The organism is Saccharothrix longispora (assembly GCF_030852425.1).
GTDB classification, from domain to species: Bacteria; Actinomycetota; Actinomycetes; order Mycobacteriales; family Pseudonocardiaceae; genus Actinosynnema; species Actinosynnema longispora.
On the sequence record NZ_NSDM01000001.1, the window covers coordinates 163,610 to 187,041 of the forward strand.

At 69.1% G+C, this 23,432-nt stretch carries 24 protein-coding genes; 4 read left to right on the forward strand and 20 right to left on the reverse strand.

The genetic code is table 11. The features are described from left to right. Window position 1: 1 nt before the first annotated feature. The 16 genes from rplN to rpsL all read right to left on the reverse strand — a co-directional run bounded on the left by rplN (window position 2) and on the right by rpsL (window position 10,537). Window positions 2–370, reverse strand: coding sequence for a 50S ribosomal protein L14 (gene rplN, locus CKY47_RS00820; RefSeq protein WP_033436721.1), 369 nt, complete (start codon window positions 368–370; stop codon window positions 2–4). 65 nt (window positions 371–435) lie between these two features. Beyond that, window positions 436–717 carry a 30S ribosomal protein S17 gene (gene rpsQ, locus CKY47_RS00825; RefSeq protein ID WP_306743636.1) on the reverse strand — a complete coding sequence of 94 codons (282 nt, stop codon included), beginning with the start codon at window positions 715–717 and terminating at the stop codon, window positions 436–438. Next, the gene (rpmC, locus tag CKY47_RS00830) at window positions 714–962 is read right to left on the reverse strand and encodes a 50S ribosomal protein L29 (protein WP_306743637.1); all 249 of its coding nucleotides are present in this window, start codon (window positions 960–962) and stop codon (window positions 714–716) included. Before rpmC ends, rpsQ begins: the two co-directional genes overlap by 4 nt. Beyond that, the gene (gene rplP / locus CKY47_RS00835) at window positions 962–1,381 is read right to left on the reverse strand and encodes a 50S ribosomal protein L16 (RefSeq protein ID WP_306743638.1); all 420 of its coding nucleotides are present in this window, start codon (window positions 1,379–1,381) and stop codon (window positions 962–964) included. The genes rpmC and rplP overlap by 1 nt, the downstream gene beginning before the upstream one ends. A gap of 3 nt (window positions 1,382–1,384) precedes the next feature. Further along, on the reverse strand, window positions 1,385–2,227 hold the full coding sequence (gene rpsC / locus CKY47_RS00840) for a 30S ribosomal protein S3 (RefSeq protein WP_306743639.1): 843 nt from the start codon (window positions 2,225–2,227) through the stop codon (window positions 1,385–1,387). Continuing rightward, window positions 2,227–2,646: a 50S ribosomal protein L22 gene (gene rplV, locus CKY47_RS00845; RefSeq protein WP_306743640.1), complete on the reverse strand. Its 420-nt coding sequence runs from the start codon at window positions 2,644–2,646 to the stop codon at window positions 2,227–2,229. Before rplV ends, rpsC begins: the two co-directional genes overlap by 1 nt. 36 nt (window positions 2,647–2,682) lie before the next feature. Beyond that, complete coding sequence (gene rpsS, locus CKY47_RS00850; protein ID WP_015105260.1) at window positions 2,683–2,964, reverse strand: 30S ribosomal protein S19; 282 nt, start codon at window positions 2,962–2,964, stop codon at window positions 2,683–2,685. 18 nt (window positions 2,965–2,982) lie between these two features. Beyond that, complete coding sequence (gene rplB, locus CKY47_RS00855) at window positions 2,983–3,816, reverse strand: 50S ribosomal protein L2 (RefSeq protein WP_189224143.1); 834 nt, start codon at window positions 3,814–3,816, stop codon at window positions 2,983–2,985. A 22-nt stretch (window positions 3,817–3,838) separates the two neighbouring features. Beyond that, window positions 3,839–4,138 (reverse strand): 50S ribosomal protein L23, encoded by a 300-nt coding sequence (gene rplW / locus CKY47_RS00860; protein ID WP_121009862.1) that lies wholly within the window; start codon window positions 4,136–4,138, stop codon window positions 3,839–3,841. Further along, on the reverse strand, window positions 4,135–4,827 hold the full coding sequence (gene rplD / locus CKY47_RS00865; RefSeq protein WP_306743641.1) for a 50S ribosomal protein L4: 693 nt from the start codon (window positions 4,825–4,827) through the stop codon (window positions 4,135–4,137). The genes rplW and rplD overlap by 4 nt, the downstream gene beginning before the upstream one ends. Window positions 4,828–4,829: 2 nt before the next feature. Further along, the gene (gene rplC, locus CKY47_RS00870; protein WP_306743642.1) at window positions 4,830–5,480 is read right to left on the reverse strand and encodes a 50S ribosomal protein L3; all 651 of its coding nucleotides are present in this window, start codon (window positions 5,478–5,480) and stop codon (window positions 4,830–4,832) included. 52 nt (window positions 5,481–5,532) lie between these two features. Then, a complete protein-coding gene (gene rpsJ / locus CKY47_RS00875; protein WP_003938093.1) occupies window positions 5,533–5,838 on the reverse strand; it encodes a 30S ribosomal protein S10 in 306 nt (101 codons plus the stop codon). Between the two features lie 329 nt (window positions 5,839–6,167). Continuing rightward, a complete protein-coding gene (gene tuf / locus CKY47_RS00880; protein WP_306743643.1) occupies window positions 6,168–7,361 on the reverse strand; it encodes an elongation factor Tu in 1,194 nt (397 codons plus the stop codon). A gap of 137 nt (window positions 7,362–7,498) precedes the next feature. Beyond that, a complete protein-coding gene (fusA, locus tag CKY47_RS00885; protein ID WP_306743644.1) occupies window positions 7,499–9,601 on the reverse strand; it encodes an elongation factor G in 2,103 nt (700 codons plus the stop codon). A gap of 91 nt (window positions 9,602–9,692) precedes the next feature. Next, on the reverse strand, window positions 9,693–10,163 hold the full coding sequence (gene rpsG / locus CKY47_RS00890) for a 30S ribosomal protein S7 (protein WP_306743645.1): 471 nt from the start codon (window positions 10,161–10,163) through the stop codon (window positions 9,693–9,695). Beyond that, a complete protein-coding gene (rpsL, locus tag CKY47_RS00895) occupies window positions 10,163–10,537 on the reverse strand; it encodes a 30S ribosomal protein S12 (RefSeq protein ID WP_030473471.1) in 375 nt (124 codons plus the stop codon). The genes rpsG and rpsL overlap by 1 nt, the downstream gene beginning before the upstream one ends. A gap of 491 nt (window positions 10,538–11,028) precedes the next feature. Here rpsL and CKY47_RS00900 point away from each other — a divergent pair, with 491 nt between their 5' ends. From CKY47_RS00900 to CKY47_RS00915, 4 genes are all read left to right on the forward strand, one after another. Then, on the forward strand, window positions 11,029–11,913 hold the full coding sequence (locus CKY47_RS00900; RefSeq protein ID WP_306743646.1) for a phosphotransferase family protein: 885 nt from the start codon (window positions 11,029–11,031) through the stop codon (window positions 11,911–11,913). 39 nt (window positions 11,914–11,952) lie between these two features. Continuing rightward, the gene (locus CKY47_RS00905; RefSeq protein ID WP_306743647.1) at window positions 11,953–12,249 is read left to right on the forward strand and encodes a TFIIB-type zinc ribbon-containing protein; all 297 of its coding nucleotides are present in this window, start codon (window positions 11,953–11,955) and stop codon (window positions 12,247–12,249) included. Between the two features lie 150 nt (window positions 12,250–12,399). After that, a complete protein-coding gene (locus CKY47_RS00910; protein ID WP_306743648.1) occupies window positions 12,400–12,840 on the forward strand; it encodes a hypothetical protein in 441 nt (146 codons plus the stop codon). A 125-nt stretch (window positions 12,841–12,965) separates the two neighbouring features. Then, complete coding sequence (locus tag CKY47_RS00915; protein ID WP_306743649.1) at window positions 12,966–13,274, forward strand: hypothetical protein; 309 nt, start codon at window positions 12,966–12,968, stop codon at window positions 13,272–13,274. 399 nt (window positions 13,275–13,673) lie between these two features. Here CKY47_RS00915 and CKY47_RS00920 read toward each other — a convergent pair whose 3' ends face one another. The 4 genes from CKY47_RS00920 to rpoB form a co-directional block, all read right to left on the reverse strand. Further along, window positions 13,674–14,462: a choice-of-anchor P family protein gene (locus CKY47_RS00920; RefSeq protein ID WP_306743650.1), complete on the reverse strand. Its 789-nt coding sequence runs from the start codon at window positions 14,460–14,462 to the stop codon at window positions 13,674–13,676. Next, window positions 14,462–15,229 carry a L,D-transpeptidase gene (locus CKY47_RS00925; protein ID WP_306743651.1) on the reverse strand — a complete coding sequence of 256 codons (768 nt, stop codon included), beginning with the start codon at window positions 15,227–15,229 and terminating at the stop codon, window positions 14,462–14,464. Before CKY47_RS00925 ends, CKY47_RS00920 begins: the two co-directional genes overlap by 1 nt. A gap of 270 nt (window positions 15,230–15,499) precedes the next feature. Beyond that, window positions 15,500–19,396 (reverse strand): DNA-directed RNA polymerase subunit beta', encoded by a 3,897-nt coding sequence (locus CKY47_RS00930; RefSeq protein WP_306743652.1) that lies wholly within the window; start codon window positions 19,394–19,396, stop codon window positions 15,500–15,502. Between the two features lie 98 nt (window positions 19,397–19,494). Next, window positions 19,495–22,977 (reverse strand): DNA-directed RNA polymerase subunit beta, encoded by a 3,483-nt coding sequence (gene rpoB, locus CKY47_RS00935; RefSeq protein ID WP_306743653.1) that lies wholly within the window; start codon window positions 22,975–22,977, stop codon window positions 19,495–19,497. Window positions 22,978–23,432: the final 455 nt, after the last annotated feature.

Below are 23,432 nucleotides of genomic sequence, written 5' to 3' on the forward strand. Positions count from 1 at the left end.
GTCAGAGCACCTCCGGCGCCAACGAGATGATCTTCATGAACTTCTTGTCGCGCAGCTCGCGGCCCACCGGGCCGAAGATGCGGGTGCCGCGCGGCTCGTTGTCGTTCTTGATGAGCACCGCGGCGTTCTCGTCGAAGCGGATGTAAGAGCCGTCGGGACGGCGCTTCTCCTTGACCGTGCGGACGATGACCGCCTTGACGACGTCGCCCTTCTTCACACCGGCACCGGGGATGGCCTGCTTCACCGTCGCGACGATGATGTCCCCGATGCCCGCGTAGCGGCGGCCCGAGCCACCGAGAACACGGATGCAAAGGATTTCCTTCGCACCGGTGTTGTCGGCGACGCGCAGCCGCGACTCCTGCTGGATCACTTACCTTCTCCTGACCATTCCTGGCCCGCCAGATTGCCGACCTGACGGGCTCGGTCCCTAGAAAACTACTTGGCCTTCTCGAGGATCTCGACGAGGCGCCAGCGCTTGGTGGCGGACAGCGGACGCGTCTCCATGAGCAGGACGCGGTCGCCGACACCGGCGGTGTTGCCCTCGTCGTGCGCCTTCACCTTGGTGGTGGAGCGCATGACCTTCGAGTACCGGCGGTGCTTCTTGCGGTCCTCGACCGCGACCACGATCGTCTTGTCCATCTTGTCGGACACGACGTAGCCCTCGCGGACCTTGCGGTCGTTGCGCACCTCGGTCGTCACTTCGTTGCTCTCGCTCATGCCGCACCCTCACCAGTGGAAACCGCGTCGGGGGAGGTCGAGAGACCCAGCTCCCGCTCCCGCATCACGGTGTAGATCCGGGCGATCTCGTGCCGGACCGTGCGCAGGCGGCGGTTGTTGTCGAGCTGCCCGGTGGCCATCTGGAAGCGGAGGTTGAACAGCTCCTCCTTCGCCTCCCTCAGGCGCAGCACGAGCTCTTCCTCGGTGAGCTCACGCAGCTCGGAAGCGGTGGTACCCGCTGCCATCAGAACTCACCACCCTCACGCGTAACGATGCGGCACTTCATCGGGAGCTTGTGGATCGCGCGGCGGAGTGCCTCGCGGGCCACAGCCTCGTTCGGGAAGCTCATCTCGAAGAGCACCCGACCCGGCTTGACGTTGGCCACCCACCACTCCGGGGAGCCCTTGCCGGAACCCATGCGGGTCTCGGCCGGCTTCTTGGTCAGCGGGCGGTCCGGGAAGATGTTGATCCAGACCTTGCCGCCACGGCGGATGTGCCGGTTGATCGCGATACGAGCCGACTCGATCTGCCGGTTGGTGACGTAGGCGGGCTCCAGAGCCTGGATGCCGTACTCGCCGAACGTGACCCTCGTACCGCCCTTGGCAGCACCGGACCGACCGGGGTGGTGCTGCTTGCGGTGCTTGACCCTGCGCGGGATGAGCACTACTCAGCCCTCCGTCTTCGCGACGTTCGGAGCGTTGTCCGTGGCAACGTCGCCAGTCGTCTGATCACTTGCCTGGGCGGCGCGACCCGCCTCGGTGCTCGTCGCGGTGGTGCCACTGGCACCGGAGCGGCGGGCCCGGTTCGGGCGGTCGGTGCGGTCGCGCCGCGGCGCGCGGTCGGCCGCCGGGGCGGCGTCGCGCTCGCGCTTGGCACTGATGCCACCGACGATGTCGCCCTTGTAGATCCACACCTTCACGCCGATGCGGCCGAACGTGGTGCGGGCCTCGAAGAAGCCGTAGTCGATGTCGGCGCGGAGCGTGTGCAGCGGCACGCGGCCGTCGCGGTAGTGCTCCGAGCGGGACATCTCGGCGCCGCCGAGGCGACCACCGCACTGCACGCGGATGCCCTTCACCTGCGGCGAGCGCATGGCCGACTGGATGGCCTTGCGCATCGCACGGCGGAAGGCCACGCGGTTGGACAGCTGCTCGGCCACGCCCTGCGCGACGAGCTGGGCGTCCGACTCCGGGCTCTTCACCTCGAGGATGTTGAGCTGCACCTGCTTCTTGGTGAGCTTCTCCAGCTCACCGCGGATGCGGTCGGCCTCGGCGCCGCGGCGGCCGATGACGATGCCCGGCCGGGCGGTGTGGATGTCGACGCGGACCCGGTCACGGGTGCGCTCGATCTCCACCTTCGAGATGCCGGCGCGCTCCATGCCCTTCGAGAGCAGCTTCCGGATCTTGACGTCCTCGGCCACGTACTCGGCGTACTGCTTGTCGGCGTACCAGCGCGACTTCCAGTCGGTGGTGATACCGAGGCGGAAGCCGTGTGGGTTGATCTTCTGGCCCACTACCGAGCCCCCTTCTTCCCATCAACGCCGGCCTTCGCGCCGGCCTTCTTGGGACGGCTCTCCACCTCGACGGTGATGTGGCTCGTCCGCTTGCGGATCCGGTAGGCGCGGCCCTGGGCGCGCGGGCGGAACCGCTTGAGGGTCGGACCCTCGTCCACGTAGACCTTCGACACCCACAGGGTGTCGGGGTCGAGGGACAGGTTGTTCTCGGCGTTGGCCATGGCGCTCGCGAGCACCTTGCGGACCGGCTCAGATGCCGCCTGCGGCGCGAACTGGAGCACGGCCAGGGCCTCGCTGGCGCTACGACCCCTGATGAGCTCGACGACGCGGCGCACCTTCATCGGCGTGTCGCGGACGTAGCGAGCCCGAGCCACGGCGCGCGGGAACTCCGGCGCCTCAGCTTCGTTACGGGCGTTCATCGCTGCTTCCCCTTGCTCTTCCTCTAGTTCGTCGCCTTAGCGGCGGCGCGACTTCCGGTCGTCCTTGATGTGACCCTTGAACGTGCGGGTCGGGGCGAACTCGCCGAGCTTGTGCCCGACCATCGCCTCCGTCACGAACACCGGCACGTGCTTGCGGCCGTCGTGCACCGCGATCGTGTGGCCCAGCATGTCGGGGATGATCGTCGACCGGCGGGACCAGGTCTTGATGACGGTCTTCTTGCCCGACTCGTTGAGGACGTCCACCTTCTTGAGCAGGTGGTCGTCCACGAAGGGGCCCTTCTTAAGGCTGCGAGGCATCCTTCACTCCCTCCCTGCTCAGCGCTTCTTACCGGTGCGACGACGCCGGACGATGAGCTTGTCGCTTGCCTTGCGGCGGCGGGTACGGCCTTCGGGCTTGCCGGCCGGGTTCACCGGGTGGCGACCACCGGAGGTCTTGCCCTCACCACCACCGTGCGGGTGGTCGACCGGGTTCATGGCGACACCGCGGACGGTGGGCTTCTTGCCCTTCCACCGCATGCGGCCGGCCTTGCCCCAGTTGATGTTCTGGTGCTCGGCGTTGCCGACCTCGCCGACCGTGGCGCGGCACCGGACGTCCACGTTGCGGATCTCGCCCGAGGGCATCCGCAGCTGGGCGTAGGGGCCGTCCTTGGCGACGAGCTGCACGCTGGCACCGGCCGAGCGGGCGATCTTCGCGCCGCCGCCGGGGCGGAGCTCGATCGCGTGGATCACGGTACCGACCGGGATGTTGCGCAGCGGCAGGTTGTTGCCCGGCTTGATGTCGGCCTTGGGGCCGTTCTCGATCCGGTCGCCCTGCTGCAGCTTCGACGGCGCGATGATGTAGCGCTTCTCGCCGTCGGCGTAGTGCAGCAGCGCGATGCGCGCCGTGCGGTTGGGGTCGTACTCGATGTGCGCGACCTTGGCCGGCACGCCGTCCTTGTCGGTGCGGCGGAAGTCGATGAGGCGGTAGGCCCGCTTGTGGCCGCCACCCTTGTGCCGCGTCGTGATCTTGCCCGACGCGTTGCGGCCACCGCGGCCGTGCAGCGGGCGGATCAGCGACTTCTCCGGCGTCGACCGAGTGATCTCGGCGAAGTCGGAGACGCTCGCACCGCGACGACCGGGGGTCGTCGGCTTGTACTTGCGAATGCCCATCTCTACGCAGTCCTCGTCGTCATCAGGCGGCCGGGCCGCCGAAGATCTCGATCGGCTTGCTCTCGGCGGACAGCGTCACGATGGCGCGCTTGGTGTCCTTGCGCTTGCCGAAGCCCGTCCGGGTGCGCTTGCGCTTGCCCTGGCGGTTGATCGTGTTGACGCTGACGACCTTGACGCCGAAGACCTTCTCCACGGCAATCTTGATCTGGGTCTTGTTCGCACCCGGAGCCACCACGAAGGTGTACTTGTTCTCCTCGAGGAGCCCGTAGGACTTCTCGGAGATCACCGGCGCGAGCAGGATGTCCCTGTGGTCGGGGATCACTTCGAAGCCTCCTCGTCGGTGTCGGACGACACCGCAGTGGCCTCGGCGGAACCCTGCCCGTGCTGGGCCTTGCTCGCGAGGAACACGTCGAGCGCGTCCTTGGTGAACACCACGTCGTCGTTGACCAGCACGTCGTACGTGTTCAGCTGGTCCGGGGCGATGATGTGCACGTTCGGCAGGTTGCGCAGGCTGACCCACGAAACCTCGTCGGTGCGCAGCAGCACGGCCAGCACGCGGCGGGCCTCGGTGACCGTCCCCAGCGCCTTGCGGGCCGACTTGGTCGACGGGACGTCGCCCTCGACGAAGCCGCTCACCACGTGGACCTGGCCGGCGCGCGCCCGGTCGGAGAGGGCACCGCGCAGGGCGGCGGCCTTCATCTTCTTGGGGGTGCGCTGGCTGTAGTCGCGCGGCTGGGGCCCGTGCACGACGCCACCGCCGGCGAACTGCGGGGCGCGGGTCGAGCCCTGGCGGGCGCGGCCGGTGCCCTTCTGCCGGTACGGCTTCTTGCCACCGCCGCGGACTTCACCGCGGGTCTTGGTGGAGTGCGTGCCCTGGCGGGCCGCGGCCAGCTGGGCCACGACCACCTGGTGCAGCAGCGCCACGTTCGCCTGCGCGTCGAAGATCGCGGCGGGCAGCTCGACGGAGCCGTCGGTCTGGCCGGCCGGGGTGCGGATCTCAACGGAAGTCATGATCAGGCACCACCCTTCGCAGCGGTCTTGATGAACACGGTGCCGCCCTTGGGGCCGGGAACGGCGCCCTTGATGAGCAGCAGGCCCGACTCGGCGTCGACCCGGTGGACCTTGAGGTTCTGGGTCGTGACGCGCACGTTGCCCATGCGGCCGGCCATGCGCAGGCCCTTGAACACGCGGCCGGGCGTGGCGCAGCCGCCGATCGAACCGGGCGAGCGGTGCTTGCGCTGGGTGCCGTGGCTGGCGCCGAGGCCGTGGAAGCCGTGGCGCTTCATGACACCCGCGGTGCCCTTGCCCTTGCTGGTGCCGACCACGTCGACCACCGCGCCGGCCTCGAAGACCTCGGCGGTGATTTCCTGGCCGACCGTGTACTCGGACGCGTCCGTGGTGCGCAGCTCCGCCAGCTGACGACGGGGCGTGACGCCCGCCTTGGCGTAGTGGCCCGCAACGGGCTTGTTGACCTTGCGCGGGTCGATCGCGCCGAAGGCCAGCTGAACGGCCGAGTAGCCGTCGTTCTCCTGGGTCCGAACCTGGGTGACCACGTTCGGCTCGGCCTTGACGACGGTAACCGGAACGATCCGGTTGTTCTCGTCGAAGACCTGAGTCATGCCGAGCTTGGTGCCCAGGAGGCCCTTAACCTGCCTGTCAGACATGGGTCTCTTTGCTCTCCGCCCCAAATGGGATCAACACTGCCGCGTCCAACGCTTACTGGATGTTGACGTCGACGCTCGCCGGCAGGTCGATGCGCATGAGCGCGTCCACCGTCTTCGGCGTCGGGTCGAGGATGTCGATCAGACGCTTGTGCGTGCGCATCTCGAAGTGCTCGCGCGAGTCCTTGTACTTGTGCGGCGAGCGGATGACGCAGTAAACGTTCTTCTCAGTGGGCAGCGGCACAGGCCCGACGACCCGAGCGCCGGTGCGCGTCACGGTCTCGACGATCTTGCGCGCGGACGCGTCGATCGCCTCGTGGTCGTAGGCCTTGAGCCGGATGCGGATCTTCTGTCCCGCCATGATGGCTTGCCGTTCCTCTGCTTCTAGTACCGCTGCGGTGCGGGCACCTTTCGCGAGGTCACGGGACCTCCGGCGCGCTCCGCCCCCTATTCAGGACTGACACCGAGCGGTGTCACGGTGCCCGGTCCACGCGGTCGGGCGTGTCGCACCCTCTGGCACAGACCGGTCCCACTGATGAAACCTGTGGGATTTTGTCTTGCTCGATCAAACCCCGCTCGTGACGGGGCGGCCAGGTCCAGAACTCGAACCGGCCGCCCCGACGAGCAACCCGTCAATAGTTGCACACGGCCGTGCGCAAACCAAATCGGGGGGTGAGTTGTAGAGCTAGATCACTTGATGATCTTGGTGACCGAGCCCGCGCCGACGGTCCGGCCACCCTCGCGGATGGCGAACCGCAGACCCTCGTCCATGGCGATCGGCTGGATCAGCTTCACGGTCATGGCGGTGGTGTCGCCCGGCATGACCATCTCGGTGCCCTCGGGGAGGGTCACGACGCCGGTCACGTCGGTGGTGCGGAAGTAGAACTGCGGGCGGTAGTTGTTGAAGAACGGCGTGTGCCGACCGCCCTCGTCCTTGGACAGGATGAAGACCTGCGCCTCGAACTCGGTGTGCGGGGTGGTGGTGCCCGGCTTCACGATCACCATGCCGCGCTCCACCTCCTCGCGCTTGATGCCGCGGAGCAGCAGGGCGGCGTTGTCGCCGGCCTGGCCCTCGTCGAGGAACTTCTTGAACATCTCGATCGAGGTGACCGTGGTCTTGCGCGAGGTCTCCTTGATGCCGACGATCTCGACCTCTTCGTTGACCTTGATGATGCCGCGCTCGATGCGACCGGTCACCACGGTGCCACGACCGGTGATCGTGAACACGTCCTCGACCGGCATGAGGAAGGGCTTGTCGACCTCGCGCTCCGGCTCCGGGATGTTCTCGTCCACGGCGTCCATCAGGCCGACGAGCTTCTCGCCCCACTCGGCGTCGCCCTCCAGCGCCTTCAGCGCGGAGACGCGGACGACCGGCAGGTCGTCACCGGGGAACTCGTACTCGGAGAGCAGCTCGCGCACCTCGAGCTCGACGAGCTCCAGGATCTCCTCGTCGTCCACCATGTCGGCCTTGTTGAGGGCCACCACGATGTAGGGCACACCGACCTGGCGGGCCAGGAGGATGTGCTCCTTGGTCTGCGGCATCGGGCCGTCGGTCGCCGCGACCACCAGGATGGCGCCGTCCATCTGCGCCGCACCGGTGATCATGTTCTTGATGTAGTCGGCGTGACCGGGGCAGTCGACGTGCGCGTAGTGGCGCTTCTCGGTCTGGTACTCGATGTGCGCGATCGAGATCGTGATGCCGCGCTGCTTCTCCTCCGGCGCCTTGTCGATCTGGTCGAACGGCGTGAAGGGGTTCAGGTCCGGGTACTTGTCGTGCAGGACCTTGGAGATCGCCGCGGTCAGCGTCGTCTTGCCGTGGTCGATGTGACCGATGGTGCCGATGTTGACGTGCGGCTTCGTCCGCTCGAACTTCGCCTTCGCCACTGGATTGTCCTCCTGGACTTCTGTTGCTTAGTCCGGCGGGCGGATTACTGCCCGCCGGACGTCACGTCTGGGTGGTGCGGACCCCAGGGACACAAACCCCGGAGAGCCCGCGCGGTGCTGCGGTGCTCCGGTTGGGGTTACTCGCCCGTCGCCTTCGCGATGATCTCCTTCGCGACGTTCGCGGGAACCTCGGCGTAGGAGTCGAACGTCATCGAGTAGTTCGCACGACCCTGGGTCCTGGACCGCAGGTCGCCGACATACCCGAACATCTCCGACAGCGGCACCAGTGCCTTGACGACACGGGCCCCGCTGCGCTCCTCCATGGCCTGGATCTGGCCACGTCGGGAGTTCAGGTCGCCGATCACGTCGCCCATGTAGTCCTCGGGCGTGGTGACCTCGACCGCCATCAGCGGTTCGAGGATGGCCGGGCTCGCCTGGCGGGCGGCTTCCTTGAGCGCCATGGAACCGGCGATCTTGAACGCCATCTCCGACGAGTCGACCTCGTGGTACGCGCCGTCGAGCAGCGTCAGCTTCACGCCGACCAGCGGGTAGCCCGCCAGCACGCCGTACTGCATGGCGTCCTGGGCGCCCGCGTCCACGGACGGGATGTACTCCCGCGGGATGCGACCACCGGTCACCGCGTTGACGAACTCGTAGAGCGCGCCGTCCTCGGTCTTCTCCAGCGGCTCCAGGTCGATGAGGACCTTCGCGAACTGGCCCGAACCACCGGTCTGCTTCTTGTGGGTGTAGGAGTACTTCTCCACCTTGCGGCGGATGGTCTCCCGGTACGCCACCTGCGGCTTGCCGATGTTGGCCTCGACCTTGAACTCGCGGCGCATGCGGTCCACCAGGATGTCCAGGTGGAGCTCGCCCATGCCGGCGATGATGGTCTGGCCGGTCTCCTGGTCCAGGTTGACCCGGAACGTCGGGTCCTCCTCGGCCAGCTTCTGGATCGCCGTGCCCAGCTTCTCCTGGTCGGCCTTCGTCTTGGGCTCGATCGCCACCTGGATGACCGGCTCGGGGAAGGTCATCGACTCCAGCACGATGGGCGCCTGCGGGTCGCAGAGCGTCTCACCCGTGGTGGTGTCCTTCAGACCGATCACGGCGTAGATGTGACCGGCGATGGCCTCGTCGACCGGGTTCTCCTTGTTGGCGTGCATCTGGAAGATCTTCCCGATGCGCTCCTTGCGGTCCTTGGTCGAGTTGATGACCTGGGTGCCGGAGGCGACCTTGCCCGAGTAGACCCGGATGTAGGTCAGCTTGCCGAAGAACGGGTGGGCGGCGATCTTGAACGCCAGCGCGGCGAACGGCTCGTCCGTCGACGGCTTGCGGAAGGCCGGCGTCTCGCCGTCCTGCAGCGTGCCCTCGACCGGCGGGAGGTCCAGCGGAGCCGGCAGGTACTCGATGACCGCGTCGAGCATGGGCTGGACGCCCTTGTTCTTGAACGCCGAGCCGCACAGCACCGGGTAGGCGGTGCGGTTCTTGACGATCGCGCGGATGCCCGTCTTGATCTGCTCGACGGACAGCTCCTCGCCGCCCAGGTACAGCTCCATCAGGGCGTCGTCGGTCTCGGCGACGGCCTCGACGAGCTGCTCGCGGTACTCGGCGGCCTGCTCGGCGAGGTCGGCCGGGATCTCCTCGACCGTGTAGTCCTCACCCTTCTGGACCTCGCCGCGCCAGGTCAGCGCACGCATCTCGACCAGGTCGACGACGCCGATGAAGTCGCTCTCCGACCCGATCGGGATCTGGATCGGCAGCGGCTTCGCGCCCAGGCGCTCCTGGATGGTGCGCACGGTGAAGTAGAAGTCCGCACCGAGCTTGTCCATCTTGTTGACGAAGCAGATGCGCGGGACGTCGTACTTGGTCGCCTGGCGCCAGACCTGCTCGGACTGGGGCTCGACGCCCTCCTTGCCGTCGAACACGGCAACGGCGCCGTCGAGGACGCGGAGGTTGCGCTCCACCTCGACGGTGAAGTCGACGTGGCCGGGCGTGTCGATGATGTTGATCTGGTGGTTCTTCCAGAAGCAGGTCGTCGCGGCCGATGTGATCGTGATGCCGCGCTCCTGCTCCTGCTCCATCCAGTCCATCACCGCGGCGCCGTCGTGGACCTCGCCGATCTTGTAGCTGATCCCGGTGTAGAACAGGATCCGCTCGGTCGTCGTGGTCTTGCCCGCGTCGATGTGGGCCATGATCCCGATGTTGCGGACCTTGGCCAGGTCGGTGAGCACGTCCTGTGCCACGGGTGGTTCCCCTGTCTTGAGCTCGCTGGTAGCAGGCTCACTAGGGCTGGGAGAGCCCCACCGGTCCTCGGGGAACCGGCGGGGCGTCGCATCACCAGCGGTAGTGGGCGAAGGCCTTGTTCGACTCGGCCATCTTGTGCGTGTCCTCGCGGCGCTTGACGCTCGCGCCCAGGCCGTTGCTCGCGTCGAGCAGCTCGTTCATCAGGCGCTCGATCATGGTCTTCTCACGGCGCTGCCGGGAGTACGTGATCAGCCAGCGCAGCGCGAGCGTGGTCGAGCGACCCGGCTTGACCTCGATCGGCACCTGGTAGGTGGCGCCACCGACGCGGCGGGACTTCACCTCGAGCGCGGGCTTGACGTTGTCCAGAGCGCGCTTGAGCGTGACGACCGGGTCCGTGCCGGTCTTGTCGCGGGCGCCTTCGAGGGCGCCGTACACGATCCGCTCGGCCACGGAGCGCTTGCCGTCGACCAGCACCTTGTTGATGAGCTGGGTCACCAGCGGAGAGCTGTAGACCGGGTCGGAGATCAGCGGCCGCTTCGGGGCCGGTCCCTTGCGGGGCATCAGCTCTTCTCCTTCTTCGCGCCGTAGCGGCTGCGAGCCTGCTTGCGGTTCTTCACGCCCTGCGTGTCGAGGGAGCCGCGGATGATCTTGTAGCGGACACCGGGGAGGTCCTTCACACGACCGCCGCGCACGAGCACCATCGAGTGCTCCTGGAGGTTGTGGCCCTCACCCGGGATGTAGGCCGTGACCTCGATGCCGCTGGTCAGCTTCACGCGGGCGACCTTGCGGAGCGCCGAGTTCGGCTTCTTGGGCGTGGTCGTGTAGACGCGGGTGCACACACCGCGCCGCTGCGGGCTGCCCTTGAGCGCCGCGGTCTTCTGCTTCGCGACCTTGTCCTGCCGGCCCTTGCGGACCAGCTGCTGGATCGTTGGCATACGCCGGCTGCTTCTTCCGTTCGAGCGCTCGTCGCCTTGGGGGCGTCGACCGCTGTTTACCTGGTCCCTCTCTGCACCCGAGGTCGGGCGTGTCGCACCCTTCCGGCAAGGCCGGCGGGGTCAACGCCGTTACCCCAGGTCCGCAGGCGACATCCCAGGACGCCCCTACGTGTGGAGGTCACCGCGGCCGGCTTTCCAGCACGACTGGCGCGTAGGCACGCGGAGCGGCCCGACATGGGTCGGGCACGAGTACCAAAGATACCCCGCCCGCTTCCCACTGGTCAAAACGGGCCACCTCTACCGCCGATCGAGTGGAGATCGCGCCGCGATCCGATGACCGCCCGGGTGGGCGGGGGCCGGAGCCGGGGTGCGCCGAGTGGACACGCCACTGAGAGTGAGCGGGATTCACCGGAACGAGTGAGCAATCGCCACTTGGTTGCCGCGCGGCAGGCCGGCGAGGGCGGAGCGGCCCGCCGGGCGACACTGGTCGGGTGAACTCGGACCTGATCGCGGGGATGGCGGCGCTCGTGGGCGCGGGCGCCGCCCCCGAGGTGCTGGCGGTGCGCGGGGACGTGGTGGTGGTCCGCGTCGGCGACGTGGTGCTCAAGGCCCACGAGCGCGGCACGGACCCCGTCGTGCTCGCCGACCGGCTGCGGCTGGCCGCCGACCCCCGGTTGGCCGACCTGCTGCTGCCCCCGCTGCCCTTGGGTGGGGCGCCGGGACCGGCCGTCGTGCTCGGACGGGTCGTCACCGCGTGGCCGGTGGGCACGCCGGTGCCGCAGGCCGAGCCCGAGGACCTGCCGATGGAGGCCGCCGGGCGGATGCTCGCGGCGCTGCACCGGTTCACCGCCGCCGACTTCGCGCCGCCCGTGCCGCCGGCCGGGGCCGTGCCGCGCATGGTGCGGGCGGTGCGGGACCTGGCGCTCGACTCCCCCGCCGCCGCGCTGGTGCGCCGGGCGTTCGCGACCCTGCCCGAGCTGCCCGCGGGCGGCGCGGCGGTCGTGCACGGCGACTGGCACCTCGGGCAGCTGGTGGAGCGGGACGGGTACCGGTTGATCGACCTGGACGACCTCGGTGCGGGCGACCCGGCGTGGGACCTGGCGCGGCCCGCCGCCCTGCACCTGTCCGGCGTGCTCGACGCGCGGGCCTGGGGGCGGCTGCTGGGGGCCTACCTCGACGCGGGCGGCCCGGGCGTGCCGGCCGGCGACCCGTGGTCTGCGCTGGAGGTGCCCGCCCGGGCGCTGGTCGTGCAGATGGCGGCACGCGCGCTGAGCGCCGCGGAACGCGACGGGACGGACCTGAACAGCGCGCAGGAGGCGCTCATCGACGCGTGCGGCCGGATCGTGTCGGCACACGAACCCATTCCGCGCGGCTAATATCGGGCACATCGCGTCAAGAGCAGGAGGCTCACCACGATGCAGTGTCCCAAGTGTCATGCGAACATGCGCACCTTCGACCGCATGGGCGTGCACATCGAGCAGTGCGATGGCTGCCGCGGCGTCTTCCTCGACTACGGCGAGCTGGAGGCGATCACCCGCCTCGAGCAGCAGATGGCCCCTCCGCCGCCCCCGCCGCCCGTCGCGCCGGCGCCCGCCCAGGTGCACTACGTCCAGCAGCCGGTCCAGCCGGGCTGGGGCGCCGCACCGGGCTACGGCCACCACTACGGCCACCGCAAGCACCGCGGCCTGGGTGGTCTGTTCTTCTCGTCGTGACCTCCGGGCGGTGGCCCCGGCGCGCGCGGTCGCGCACGGGGCCACCGCAGGAGGTGCGGACAGCCGCGCGGACAGCCGCCGGAGCAGCGACCGGAGTTGCCACTACCGAAAAACGGGGCGATAATCGGTAGCGACCGGAGGGGGTCCGCCATGTCCGTCGCCACCGAGGCCGCGCAGATCCGTGACCTGTTCGAGCAGCTCGAAGAGATCGAAGAGGTCGCGCTGAGCCTGGCGGAGGACGACGAGCGGCGGCGCAAGCTGCACGGCGTCGTGGCCAAGGTCCTGGCCAAGGCCCCGCCCGTCCGCCCCGTCGTCGCGGGCGAACTGCTCGACCTCACCGAGAAGACGGTGAAGGCGTGGGCGCGCGAGGGCGTGCTGGCCATCCACAGCCGGGAACCCCGCATGCTGCTGGACGCCGTGCGCCTGCACGAGGTCCTGCACGTCGTGGCCGACCTGCGCCGGGCCGGCCGCACCCGCTCCCTGCTGGACGAGGTCCACCGCAGGTTGAGCGACGCGGCCCTGCTCGACCGCCCCGACCTGGCCACCAGCCTGGCGCAGATGCACCGCGGCGAAGGGCGCGTGGTGCGCTGATCGAGGTCGTCGAAACACCCGTCGCCGCCGTCCAGGCAGCAGGCCTGCGCGGCGCGGCCCGGGTCGCCTACGACCGGTTCCTGGACGAACTGGCGCACAGCGGCTGCTCGGCCCTCGGCTACCGGGTGACCGGCCCCGAACCCCTGCCGCGCCTGTGCGTGAAGCACCTGCGCGGCGTGGACCGCGCGGTGGTCGCCTTCCCCGCCGCGCGCACGGCGTGGGTCCTGCTCGTGGGCCCGCACGACGACGACCCCGGCCGCGACCTCTACGAGGCCCTGTACGAACTCGCGGGCGTCCGCCCGAGGCTCGCGGAGAAGCGCACCAAGCCGCCGTGCTGCGAGGACGCCGCTCCCCCGGTCTCCGACAGCGACCTCGTCGACGACCTGGTCGCCCGCGCCCGCTCGCTCACGAAGTCCCGCCGCCGCACCGGCTGACCGCACGATGCGATGACGGGCCTCGCCACGTTGCATCCGGACGAGACCGGGGTCAGGACCAACGCCGAGCAGCGGGAACGGGAGTGAACCCGTCCACTGACCGCGGGCAGGTTGCGCCGGTCCCGCGCCGTGACGGCACAGCCGCACGCGGACCACGTGCGGAAGGACTCGACCGCGGGCACTGATCGCGGAATCCCACCTGACCGACGTTCGCACCACCCGCGACGACCGACGAGACGCGAAGCCCGGAGTCCCACGACGACGCGGGCGCATCCGGGCTCACTTTCGACCGTGTCCGCAGACCGGCGACATTGTGATGTCACAACCGGGTCGGCTCGCGAAGTCCCGTCGCCGCGCGGGGCGGGCCGGGGCGGTGGCACCCGCCCCGGCCCGCGGCGGTCAGCCCGTGACCGCGAGGTGTCCCGCGACGGGCGTCGGGCGCGGCGCCTTGGCGGGCCCGCCCGAGGACGCGGACGGGCCGGCGACCCGGGTGGTGGTCGTCGCGGGCGCGTCCGACGGGGTCGGCGTGGCGCTCGGTGTCGGCGTCTGCTCCTCCGCCGCGCCCCGCGCGCACGTCGCCGAGGCGATCTCGATGCGCTGGAGGTTCGCCGCCTCCACCACGACCGCGGTGACGGTCAGCGAGCCGTCGCCGTTGCGCCGCTGGTCGTTCAGCACCACCGACGCCACGCCGGGGACCGCCACGCCGGTGCCGGGGGCCGGGCGCAGCGCCACCTCGTGCCCGGCGATCCGCGCGCCGGCCAGCGTCACGCCGCCCGCGCCGTCGTCGCACCTCGCCTCGACCAGCTCGGCGCTCAGGTCGAACGGCAGGCCGACCAGCTCCAGCCGCGTGCGCACGTCCACCGCGCTCGACCGCGCGCGGCCCGCGTCGACCTCGGCGTTGAGGGCGCCGGCGGTCAGGACCGGGGTGGTCGGGAGGGGCAGGGCGACCTCGGCCGCGGACGTCTGCCGGAACCCGGTGCCGCCGGCCAGGGACGCCAGCGGGTCGACCTCGAGGACGCCGGTGGCCGACAGCGCGGTGGCCGAGCCGACCGGGGCGGCGGCGAGCGCGGTGGTGACGAGCGCGGAGGCTGCGGGGGTGGCCGCGACGCCGACGGCGAGGGCGCACAGGACGGCCGCGAGCCGTGCGGCGACGGCGGAGCGCTTGCGGGACAACGTGTTCCCCTTCATCACTTGACGATCACCACGGTGCCCAGCGGCAGGGTGAGGAGGACGTCCAGCGCGTCGTCGGGCACGCGCACGCACCCGTCGCTGGAGGCGGTGCCGAACGGGGTCGCGTCCGGCCAGCCGTGCAGCGCCACCGTGCCGGGGCCGCCGCCGAACGTCTCGTGGCTGTCGGAGTGGGCGCCCAGCGGCAGGACGTACCGGCTGAAGTCCGTCACGGTCTCCTCGATCGAGGCCAGGACGAACGTCCGGCCGACCGGCGTGGGGTGCTCGGCGGAGCCGACGCCGACGGTCCACCGGCCGATCGACCGACCGCGCTCCAGCACCTCCAGCCGGTAGGCGGCCCGGTCCACGGTGACCAGGTGGTCGTTCCCGGCGCGCTCGACGTCGTCACCGCCCGTGTGCACCCAGCCGCTGGACCGGTTGGGCCGGTTCGGGAGCAGCACGCGCGACCAGTCGCCGCGGCGCTCGACCTCCGGCACCCACGTCGGCGAGCCGACCTGGGTGGCGGGCAGTGTGGCGACGGCCCGGCCGCCGACCGCGTCGTGCACCACGACGTCCTCCACGACCCGCAGCACCTGCCCCTCGGTGGGCTCGGCGCCGTGGTCGCGCGGAAGACCCTCGATCGTCGCGAAGGTGGTCGCCTCGGGCAGCGTCGCAAACGCTTGCTCGTCCACGGCGACGGGTCTGACCTGCTGTTCTTCTTGGGGTGAACCGCACGCGGCGGTGACGGTGATCGCCGTGAGCACGGCGAGCACGAGAGCTCGGGGCATGGGGAGGGGCATCCTTCGGGTTCGACTGGTCCCGGCGGGGGAGGCGCTCGACGGCGCACCCGGGACGTGGTCCGCGACCGCTCGTAACGGGGCGATCACGACGAACCCGAAGCTATCCAGGCGAGCCCCGTTGCGACAAGAGGCCCAGCGGACGCTCACCTCCATGTCGCAGCGCCCGCTGCTCCTGTGAGCGGAGCGTGACCGGAATCCGGGCATGAAGAAGCCCCCGGAGTGATGCGCTCCGGGGGCTTCTTCAGCTAGCTACGGGCTTCAGCGGTAGTCGCGGCCGAAGTCGTAGTCGTCCAGCGGAACCGCGGCGCCGGTGCCCGTGCCGAAGACGTCCGGCGTGTAGTAGCCGTCGTCGTAGCTCGGGATCGCGTACGCCGCCGCACGCGCCTCCTCGGTCGGCTGGACCTGGATGTTCCGGTACCGGTTGATGCCGGTGCCGGCCGGGATCAGCTTGCCGATGATCACGTTCTCCTTCAGGCCGATGAGCTTGTCCGACCGGCCGTTGATGGCGGCGTCGGTCAGGACTCGCGTCGTCTCCTGGAAGGAGGCCGCGGACAGCCACGAGTCGGTCGCGAGCGACGCCTTCGTGATGCCCATCAGGACCGGGCGACCGGCGGCGGGCTCGCCGCCCTCGGCCACGACGGCCCGGTTGCCCGACTCGAACTCCGCGCGCTCGACCAGCGAGCCCGGCAGGAACTCGGTGGCGCCCGAGTCGATGATCGTCACCCGGCGCAGCATCTGCCGGACGATGACCTCGATGTGCTTGTCGTGGATCGCCACGCCCTGGGCGCGGTAGACCTTCTGGACCTCCTGCACCAGGTGCAGCTGGGCCTCGCGCGGCCCCATGACGCGCAGCACCTCGTGCGGGTCGGGCGTGCCCTCCAGCAGCTGCTGGCCGACACCCACGTGGTCGCCGTCCTGGAGCGGGCCGGTGGCCGTGTTCGCGAGCCGCTGCCGCTTGGACAGCTTCTCGAAGAGGATCTCCTCCGACCCGTCGTCCGGGATGAGGGTGATCTTCCAGAACCGGTCGCCGTCCTCGATCCGCACCCGGCCGTCGACGTCCGCGATGGGCGCCTTGCCCTTCGGCACACGAGCCTCGAAGAGCTCCTGCACACGGGGCAGACCCGTCGTGATGTCGTCACCGGCGACACCACCCTGGTGGAAGGTGCGCATCGTCAGCTGCGTGCCGGGCTCACCGATCGACTGGGCGGCGACGATGCCGACGGCCTCGCCGACGTCGACCAGCTGGCCGGTCGCCATCGAGCGGCCGTAGCAGGACGCGCACACGCCGACCGCGGACTCGCAGGTCAGCACCGAGCGGACCTTGACGCGGGTCACGCCCGCCTCGACGAGCGTGGCCAGCGCCGGGTCGCCCAGGTCGGCACCGCGGTTGAGGACGAGGTTGCCGTCCTTGTCCGTGATGTCCTCGGCGATGGTCCGGGCGTAGACCGAGGTCTGCGCGAACTCGGCCAGCACGACCTTGTCGCCCTGCCGCTCGCCCACGGTCATGTTCACGCCGCGGGAGGTGCCGCAGTCGACCTCGCGGATGATGACGTCCTGCGACACGTCCACCAGACGACGGGTCAGGTAACCCGAGTCGGCGGTGCGCAGCGCGGTGTCGGCGAGGCCCTTGCGGGCGCCGTGCGTGGCGATGAAGTACTCCAGCACCGACAGGCCCTCGCGGAACGAGTTCTTGATCGGCCGCGGGATGTACTCGCCCTTCGGGTTGGTCACCAGACCGCGCATGCCCGCCAGGGAGCGGACCTGGGTCATGTTGCCCGCCGCCCCGGACGCCACGATCATGCGGATCGAGTTGTCCTCGGGGAAGTTGGCCTCCATGACCTCGGCGACCTCTTCGGTGGCCTTGGTCCACACCTTGACCAGCTCGTTGTTGCGCTCCGTGTGGGAGAGCTGACCGCGCTGGTAGCGCTTCTCGACCGCGTCCGCGAGCTTCTCGTACTCGTCGAGGATGCCCTGCTTGGCCTCCGGGACGAGCACGTCGGAGATCGCGACGGTCACGCCGGACCGGGTGGCCCAGTAGAAACCGGCGTCCTTCAGCTTGTCCAGCGTCCGGGCGACGGTGACCATCGGGTACCGCTCGGCCAGGTCGTTGATGATCGTGGCCTGCCGCTTCTTCGGCATGACCTCGTTGATGAACGCGTAGTCCTGGGGCAGGACCTCGTTGAACAGCACGCGACCGAGGGTGGTCTCGGCCAGCCACGGCTGACCGGGCTCCCAGCCCTCCGGCTCCTGGCCCTTCGGCGGGTTCTTGTCCGTGATCCGGATCTTGGCCATCGCCTGGAGGCCCAGGGCCTTGCGGTCGAACGCCATCAGCGCCTCGGCCGGCGAGGAGTACGCCCGGCCCTCGCCGATGTCGCCCTCCTTGTGCCGGGTCAGGTGGTACAGACCCGTCACCATGTCCAGTCGCGGCATGGCCAGCGGCTTGCCGGACGCGGGCGAGAGGATGTTGTTCGAGGACAGCATCAGCACGCGCGCCTCGGCCTGCGCCTCGGCGGACAGCGGCAGGTGGACCGCCATCTGGTCACCGTCGAAGTCGGCGTTGAACGCCTCGCAGACGAGCGGGTGCAGCTGGATGGCCTTGCCCTCGACCAGCTGCGGCTCGAACGCCTGGATGCCCAGCCGGTGCAGCGTGGGCGCGCGGTTCAGCAGCACGGGGTGCTCGGTGATGACCTCTTCGAGCACGTCCCACACGGCGGGGCGCGCGCGCTCCACCATCCGCTTGGCGGACTTGATGTTCTGCGCGTGGTTGAGGTCGACCAGCCGCTTCATCACGAACGGCTTGAACAGCTCCAGCGCCATCTGCTTGGGCAGGCCGCACTGGTGCAGCTTCAGCTGCGGGCCGACCACGATGACCGAACGGCCGGAGTAGTCGACGCGCTTGCCGAGCAGGTTCTGGCGGAACCGGCCCTGCTTGCCCTTGAGCAGGTCGGACAGCGACTTGAGCGGGCGGTTGCCCGGGCCCGTCACCGGCCGGCCGCGGCGGCCGTTGTCGAACAGCGCGTCGACGGCCTCCTGGAGCATCCGCTTCTCGTTGTTGACGATGATCTCGGGCGCGCCGAGGTCGATCAGCCGCTTGAGGCGGTTGTTCCGGTTGATGACGCGGCGGTACAGGTCGTTCAGGTCCGAGGTCGCGAAGCGGCCACCGTCGAGCTGCACCATCGGGCGCAGGTCCGGCGGGATGACCGGGACGCAGTCCAGGACCATGCCCTGCGGGTTGTTGCGGGTCGCCTGGAAGGCGGCCACGACCTTGAGGCGCTTGAGGGCGCGCAGCTTCTTCTGGCCCTTGCCGCTGCGGATGGTCTCCCGCAGGACGTCGGCCTCGGCGTCCACGTCGTAGTCACCCAGGAGCCTCTGGATGGCCTCGGCGCCCATGGCGCCGGTGAAGTAGTCGCCGTAGCGGTCGTACAGCTCGCGGTAGAGCAGCTCGTCCGCGATCAGCTGGGCGCGCTCGAGCTTGGTGAAGGTGGACCAGATCTCGTCGAGCCGGTCCAGCTCGCGCTGGGCGCGGTCGCGGAGCTGGCGCATCTCGCGCTCGCCGCCCTCCTTGACCTTGCGGCGCACGTCGGACTTGGCGCCCTCCGCCTCCAGCTCGGCCAGGTCGGCTTCCAGCTTCTGCGCGCGGGCCTCGACGTCCGCGTCGCGGCGGTTCTCGACGCGCTTGCGCTCGACCTGCATCTCGTTCTCGAGCGTCGGCAGGTCGTTGTGGCGCAGGTCGGCGTTCACGCCCACGATGACGTAGGCCGCGAAGTAGATGATCTTCTCGAGGTCCTTGGGCGCCAGGTCGAGCAGGTAGCCCAACCGGCTGGGGACGCCCTTGAAGTACCAGATGTGCGTGACGGGGGCGGCCAGTTCGATGTGGCCCATCCGCTCGCGGCGCACCTTGGCGCGGGTCACCTCGACGCCGCAGCGCTCGCAGATGATGCCCTTGAAGCGGACGCGCTTGTACTTGCCGCAGTAGCACTCCCAGTCCCGGGTGGGACCGAAGATCTTCTCGCAGAACAAGCCGTCCTTCTCCGGCTTGAGCGTGCGGTAGTTGATGGTCTCGGGCTTCTTGACCTCGCCGTAGGACCACTGGCGGATGTCGTCCGCGGTCGCGAGACCGATGCGGAGCTCATCGAAGAAGTTGACGTCGAGCACGTCTACTCTCTTCCCCTTTTTTGTTTCGGTGCTGCTCGGGAGCTGGCGGTGCGGTCACCGCGGGACGCGGGAGGCGTCCCGCGGTGACCGGCGAGGTACTAGTTGACGACGTCGTCCACGGACGGCGACTCGGACCGCGACAGGTTGATGCCGAGGTTCGCGGCCGCGCGCTCCAGGTCTTCGTCGTCGCCGTCGCGCATCTCGATCGCGGCGCCGTCCGAGGACAGCACCTCGACGTTGAGGCACAGCGACTGCAGCTCCTTGAGCAGCACCTTGAAGGACTCCGGGATACCCGGTTCCGGGATGTTCTCGCCCTTGACGATGGCCTCGTAGACCTTCACGCGGCCGAGCACGTCGTCGGACTTGATGGTGAGCAGCTCCTGCAGGGTGTATGCGGCGCCGTACGCCTGCATCGCCCAGCACTCCATCTCACCGAAGCGCTGACCACCGAACTGCGCCTTACCACCCAGCGGCTGCTGCGTGATCATCGAGTACGGGCCGGTCGAGCGGGCGTGGATCTTGTCGTCCACCAGGTGCAGCAGCTTCAGGATGTACATGTAGCCGACCGACACCGGGAAGGGGTACGGCTCGCCGCTGCGCCCGTCGAGGAGCACCGCCTTGCCGTTCTCCTTGACCATCCGCTCGCCGTCGCGGTTCGGGATCGTCGAGCCCAGCAGGCCCGTGATCTCGTCCTCGCGAGCGCCGTCGAAGACCGGCGTGGCGGTCTTCGTGCCCGGCTCGACGTCGTACAGCTCCGCCGGCAGGTTCTTCGCCCAGTCCGGGTCGCCGTTGATGCTCCAGCCCTGCTTGGCGATCCACCCGAGGTGGGTCTCCAGCACCTGGCCGATGTTCATACGACGCGGGACGCCGTGCGTGTTCAGCACGATGTCGACCGGCGTGCCGTCCTCCAGGAACGGCATGTCCTCGACGGGGAGGATCTTGCCGATGACGCCCTTGTTGCCGTGGCGGCCGGCGAGCTTGTCGCCGTCCTGGATCTTGCGCTTCTGGGCGACGTAGACGCGGACCAGCTCGTTCACGCCGGGGGGCAGCTCGTCGTCGTCCTCGCGGCTGAACACGCGGATGCCGATGACCTTGCCGTACTCGCCGTGCGGCACCTTCAGCGACGTGTCGCGCACCTCGCGCGCCTTCTCGCCGAAGATCGCGCGGAGCAGGCGCTCCTCCGGGGTCAGCTCGGTCTCGCCCTTGGGCGTGACCTTGCCGACCAGGATGTCGCCGGGCTGGACCTCGGCGCCGATGCGGATGATGCCGCGCTCGTCGAGGTCGGCCAGGACCTCCTCGGAGACGTTCGGGATGTCCCGGGTGATCTCCTCGGCGCCCAGCTTGGTGTCCCGCGCGTCGATCTCGTGCTCCTCGATGTGGATCGAGGTCAGGACGTCGTCCTGCACGAGGCGCTGCGACAGGATGATCGCGTCCTCGTAGTTGTGGCCCTCCCACGGCATGATCGCGACGAGCAGGTTCTTGCCCAGCGCCATCTCGCCGTTCTCGGTGCACGGGCCGTCGGCCAGCACCTGGCCGTGCTGCACCCGGTCGCCCTCGTTCACGATGGGCTTCTGGTTGATGCAGGTGCCCTGGTTCGACCGGCGGAACTTGTGCAGGCCGTAGGTCTGCCGCGAGCCGTCGTCGGCCATGACCGTGACGTAGTCGGCGGAGATCTCCTCGACCACACCGGTCTTCTTGGCCACCACGACGTCACCGGCGTCGACCGCGGCGCGCAGCTCCATGCCGGTGCCGACCAGCGGGGACTCGCTGCGCAGCAGCGGCACCGCCTGGCGCTGCATGTTCGCGCCCATCAGGGCGCGGTTGGCGTCGTCGTGCTCCAGGAAGGGGATCATGGCGGTCGCGGCCGACACCATCTGGCGCGGCGAGACGTCCATGTAGTCCACGTCGGACGGGTCGATCATCTCGACCTCGCCGCCCTTCTTGCGGACCAGCACCTTCTCCTCGAGGAAGTTGCCCTCCTCGTCGATCTTGGCGTTCGCCTGCGCCTTGACGTACCGGTCCTCCTCGTCGGCCGTCAGGTAGTCGACCTGGTCGGTGACCCGACCGTCGACGACCTTGCGGTACGGCGTCTCGATGAAGCCGAACGGGTTGACCCGCCCGTAGGAGGACAGCGAGCCGATCAGGCCGATGTTCGGGCCTTCCGGCGTCTCGATCGGGCACATGCGACCGTAGTGCGACGGGTGGACGTCGCGGACCTCCATGCCGGCCCGCTCACGGGACAGACCGCCGGGGCCCAGCGCCGAGAGGCGGCGCTTGTGGGTCAGGCCCGCGAGGGGGTTCGTCTGGTCCATGAACTGCGACAGCTGGGAGGTGCCGAAGAACTCCTTGATCGCCGCCACGACGGGGCGGATGTTGATCAGGGTCTGCGGCGTGATCGCCTCGACGTCCTGGGTCGTCATGCGCTCGCGCACGACGCGCTCCATGCGGGAGAGGCCGACCCGGATCTGGTTCTGGATCAGCTCGCCGACGGTGCGCAGGCGGCGGTTGCCGAAGTGGTCGATGTCGTCGACCTCGACGGGCACCTCGGTCTCGCCGGGCTTCATGTTCGTCTCACCGGCGTGCAGGCGGACCAGGTACTCGATCGTCGTGACGATGTCGTCCTCGGTCAGCACGCCCGTGGAGATCGGGGTGTCCAGGCCCAGCTTCTTGTTGATCTTGTACCGGCCGACCTTCGCCAGGTCGTAGCGCTTGTCCTTGAAGAACAGGTTCTCCAGCAGGGCCTGCGCGGACTCCTTCGTCGGCGGCTCGCCCGGGCGCAGCTTGCGGTAGATGTCGAGCAACGCCTCGTCGGTGCCCGCGGTGTGGTCCTTCTCCAGCGTCGTCAGCAGCGTCTCGGAGAACGAGAAGCGCTCGCGGATCTGCTCGGTCGACCAACCCAGGGCCTTCAGCAGCACGGTGACCGGCTGGCGGCGCTTGCGGTCGATGCGCACGCCGACGGTGTCGCGCTTGTCGACGTCGAACTCCAGCCAGGCACCCCGGGACGGGATGATCTTGACGCTGAAGACGTCCTTGTCGGTCGTCTTGTCGATCGCGGTGTCGTAGTAGACACCCGGCGAGCGGACGAGCTGGGAGACCACGACCCGCTCGGTGCCGTTGATGATGAACGTGCCCTTGTCCGTCATCATCGGGAAGTCACCCATGAACACCGTCTGGCTCTTGATCTCGCCGGTGGTGTGGTTGGTGAACTCCGCCGTGACGAACAACGGGGCGGCGTACGTCATGTCCTTGTCCTTGCACTCCTCGGTCGAGGCCTTGACCTCGTCGAAGCGCGGGTCGGAGAAGGAGAGCGACATCGAGCCGGAGAAGTCCTCGATCGGGGAGATCTCGTTCAAGACCTCCTCGAGGCCGCCCGTGGGGGCCTCGTCACCCGCGTCGACGCGGCGCTGGAACCACGCCTCGTCGCCGGTGAGCCATTCGAACGACTGAATCTGCAGGTCGAGCAGGTTGGGCGTCTGAAGCGGTTCGTGGATCTTCGCGAAAGAGACTCGCTTCGGCGCTCCGGGAATCCCCGACGTGGAGTTGGTCGCAGCAGTGGCCTTGGTCGCGCGAGAGATCGCCAAGATGCGTCCTTCCAGGGACAGGTAGCTGGCTAGTCAGCGGAACTAGCACGGCTGTCAAGGGTGCGGCGATGCCCGGCAATCCAGCTCTCGGCGAAGGGCAAACGGAAAGAGGGCAGCGCAAAGGAGCAGTCTAGCTACGCGCACGCCAACTGTCGAGAGGCACGTGGAAGGACCTTTCTCGTGCTCACCGACAGAGTGACCCCGCTGACGCTCGCAGTCAAGATGCCACGCGGCGATCACCCCACTGGCGCAAGCTGCGATAACCGCGCGTTATCGCGCTGACCTGGGAAAATACACCGACGTGAGCAACGTGATCCGTTGGCGGTCCGTGCGGGGACATCGGGGAGCCGTGGCGATTCCGTTCGGTCACCGCCGCAAAATAGTGGCACGGATCACGTTGTGCGAAGTGTTCGGATGGGGTTCGCGGTCCTCAGTGGACGAGTACGGGGTTGGGG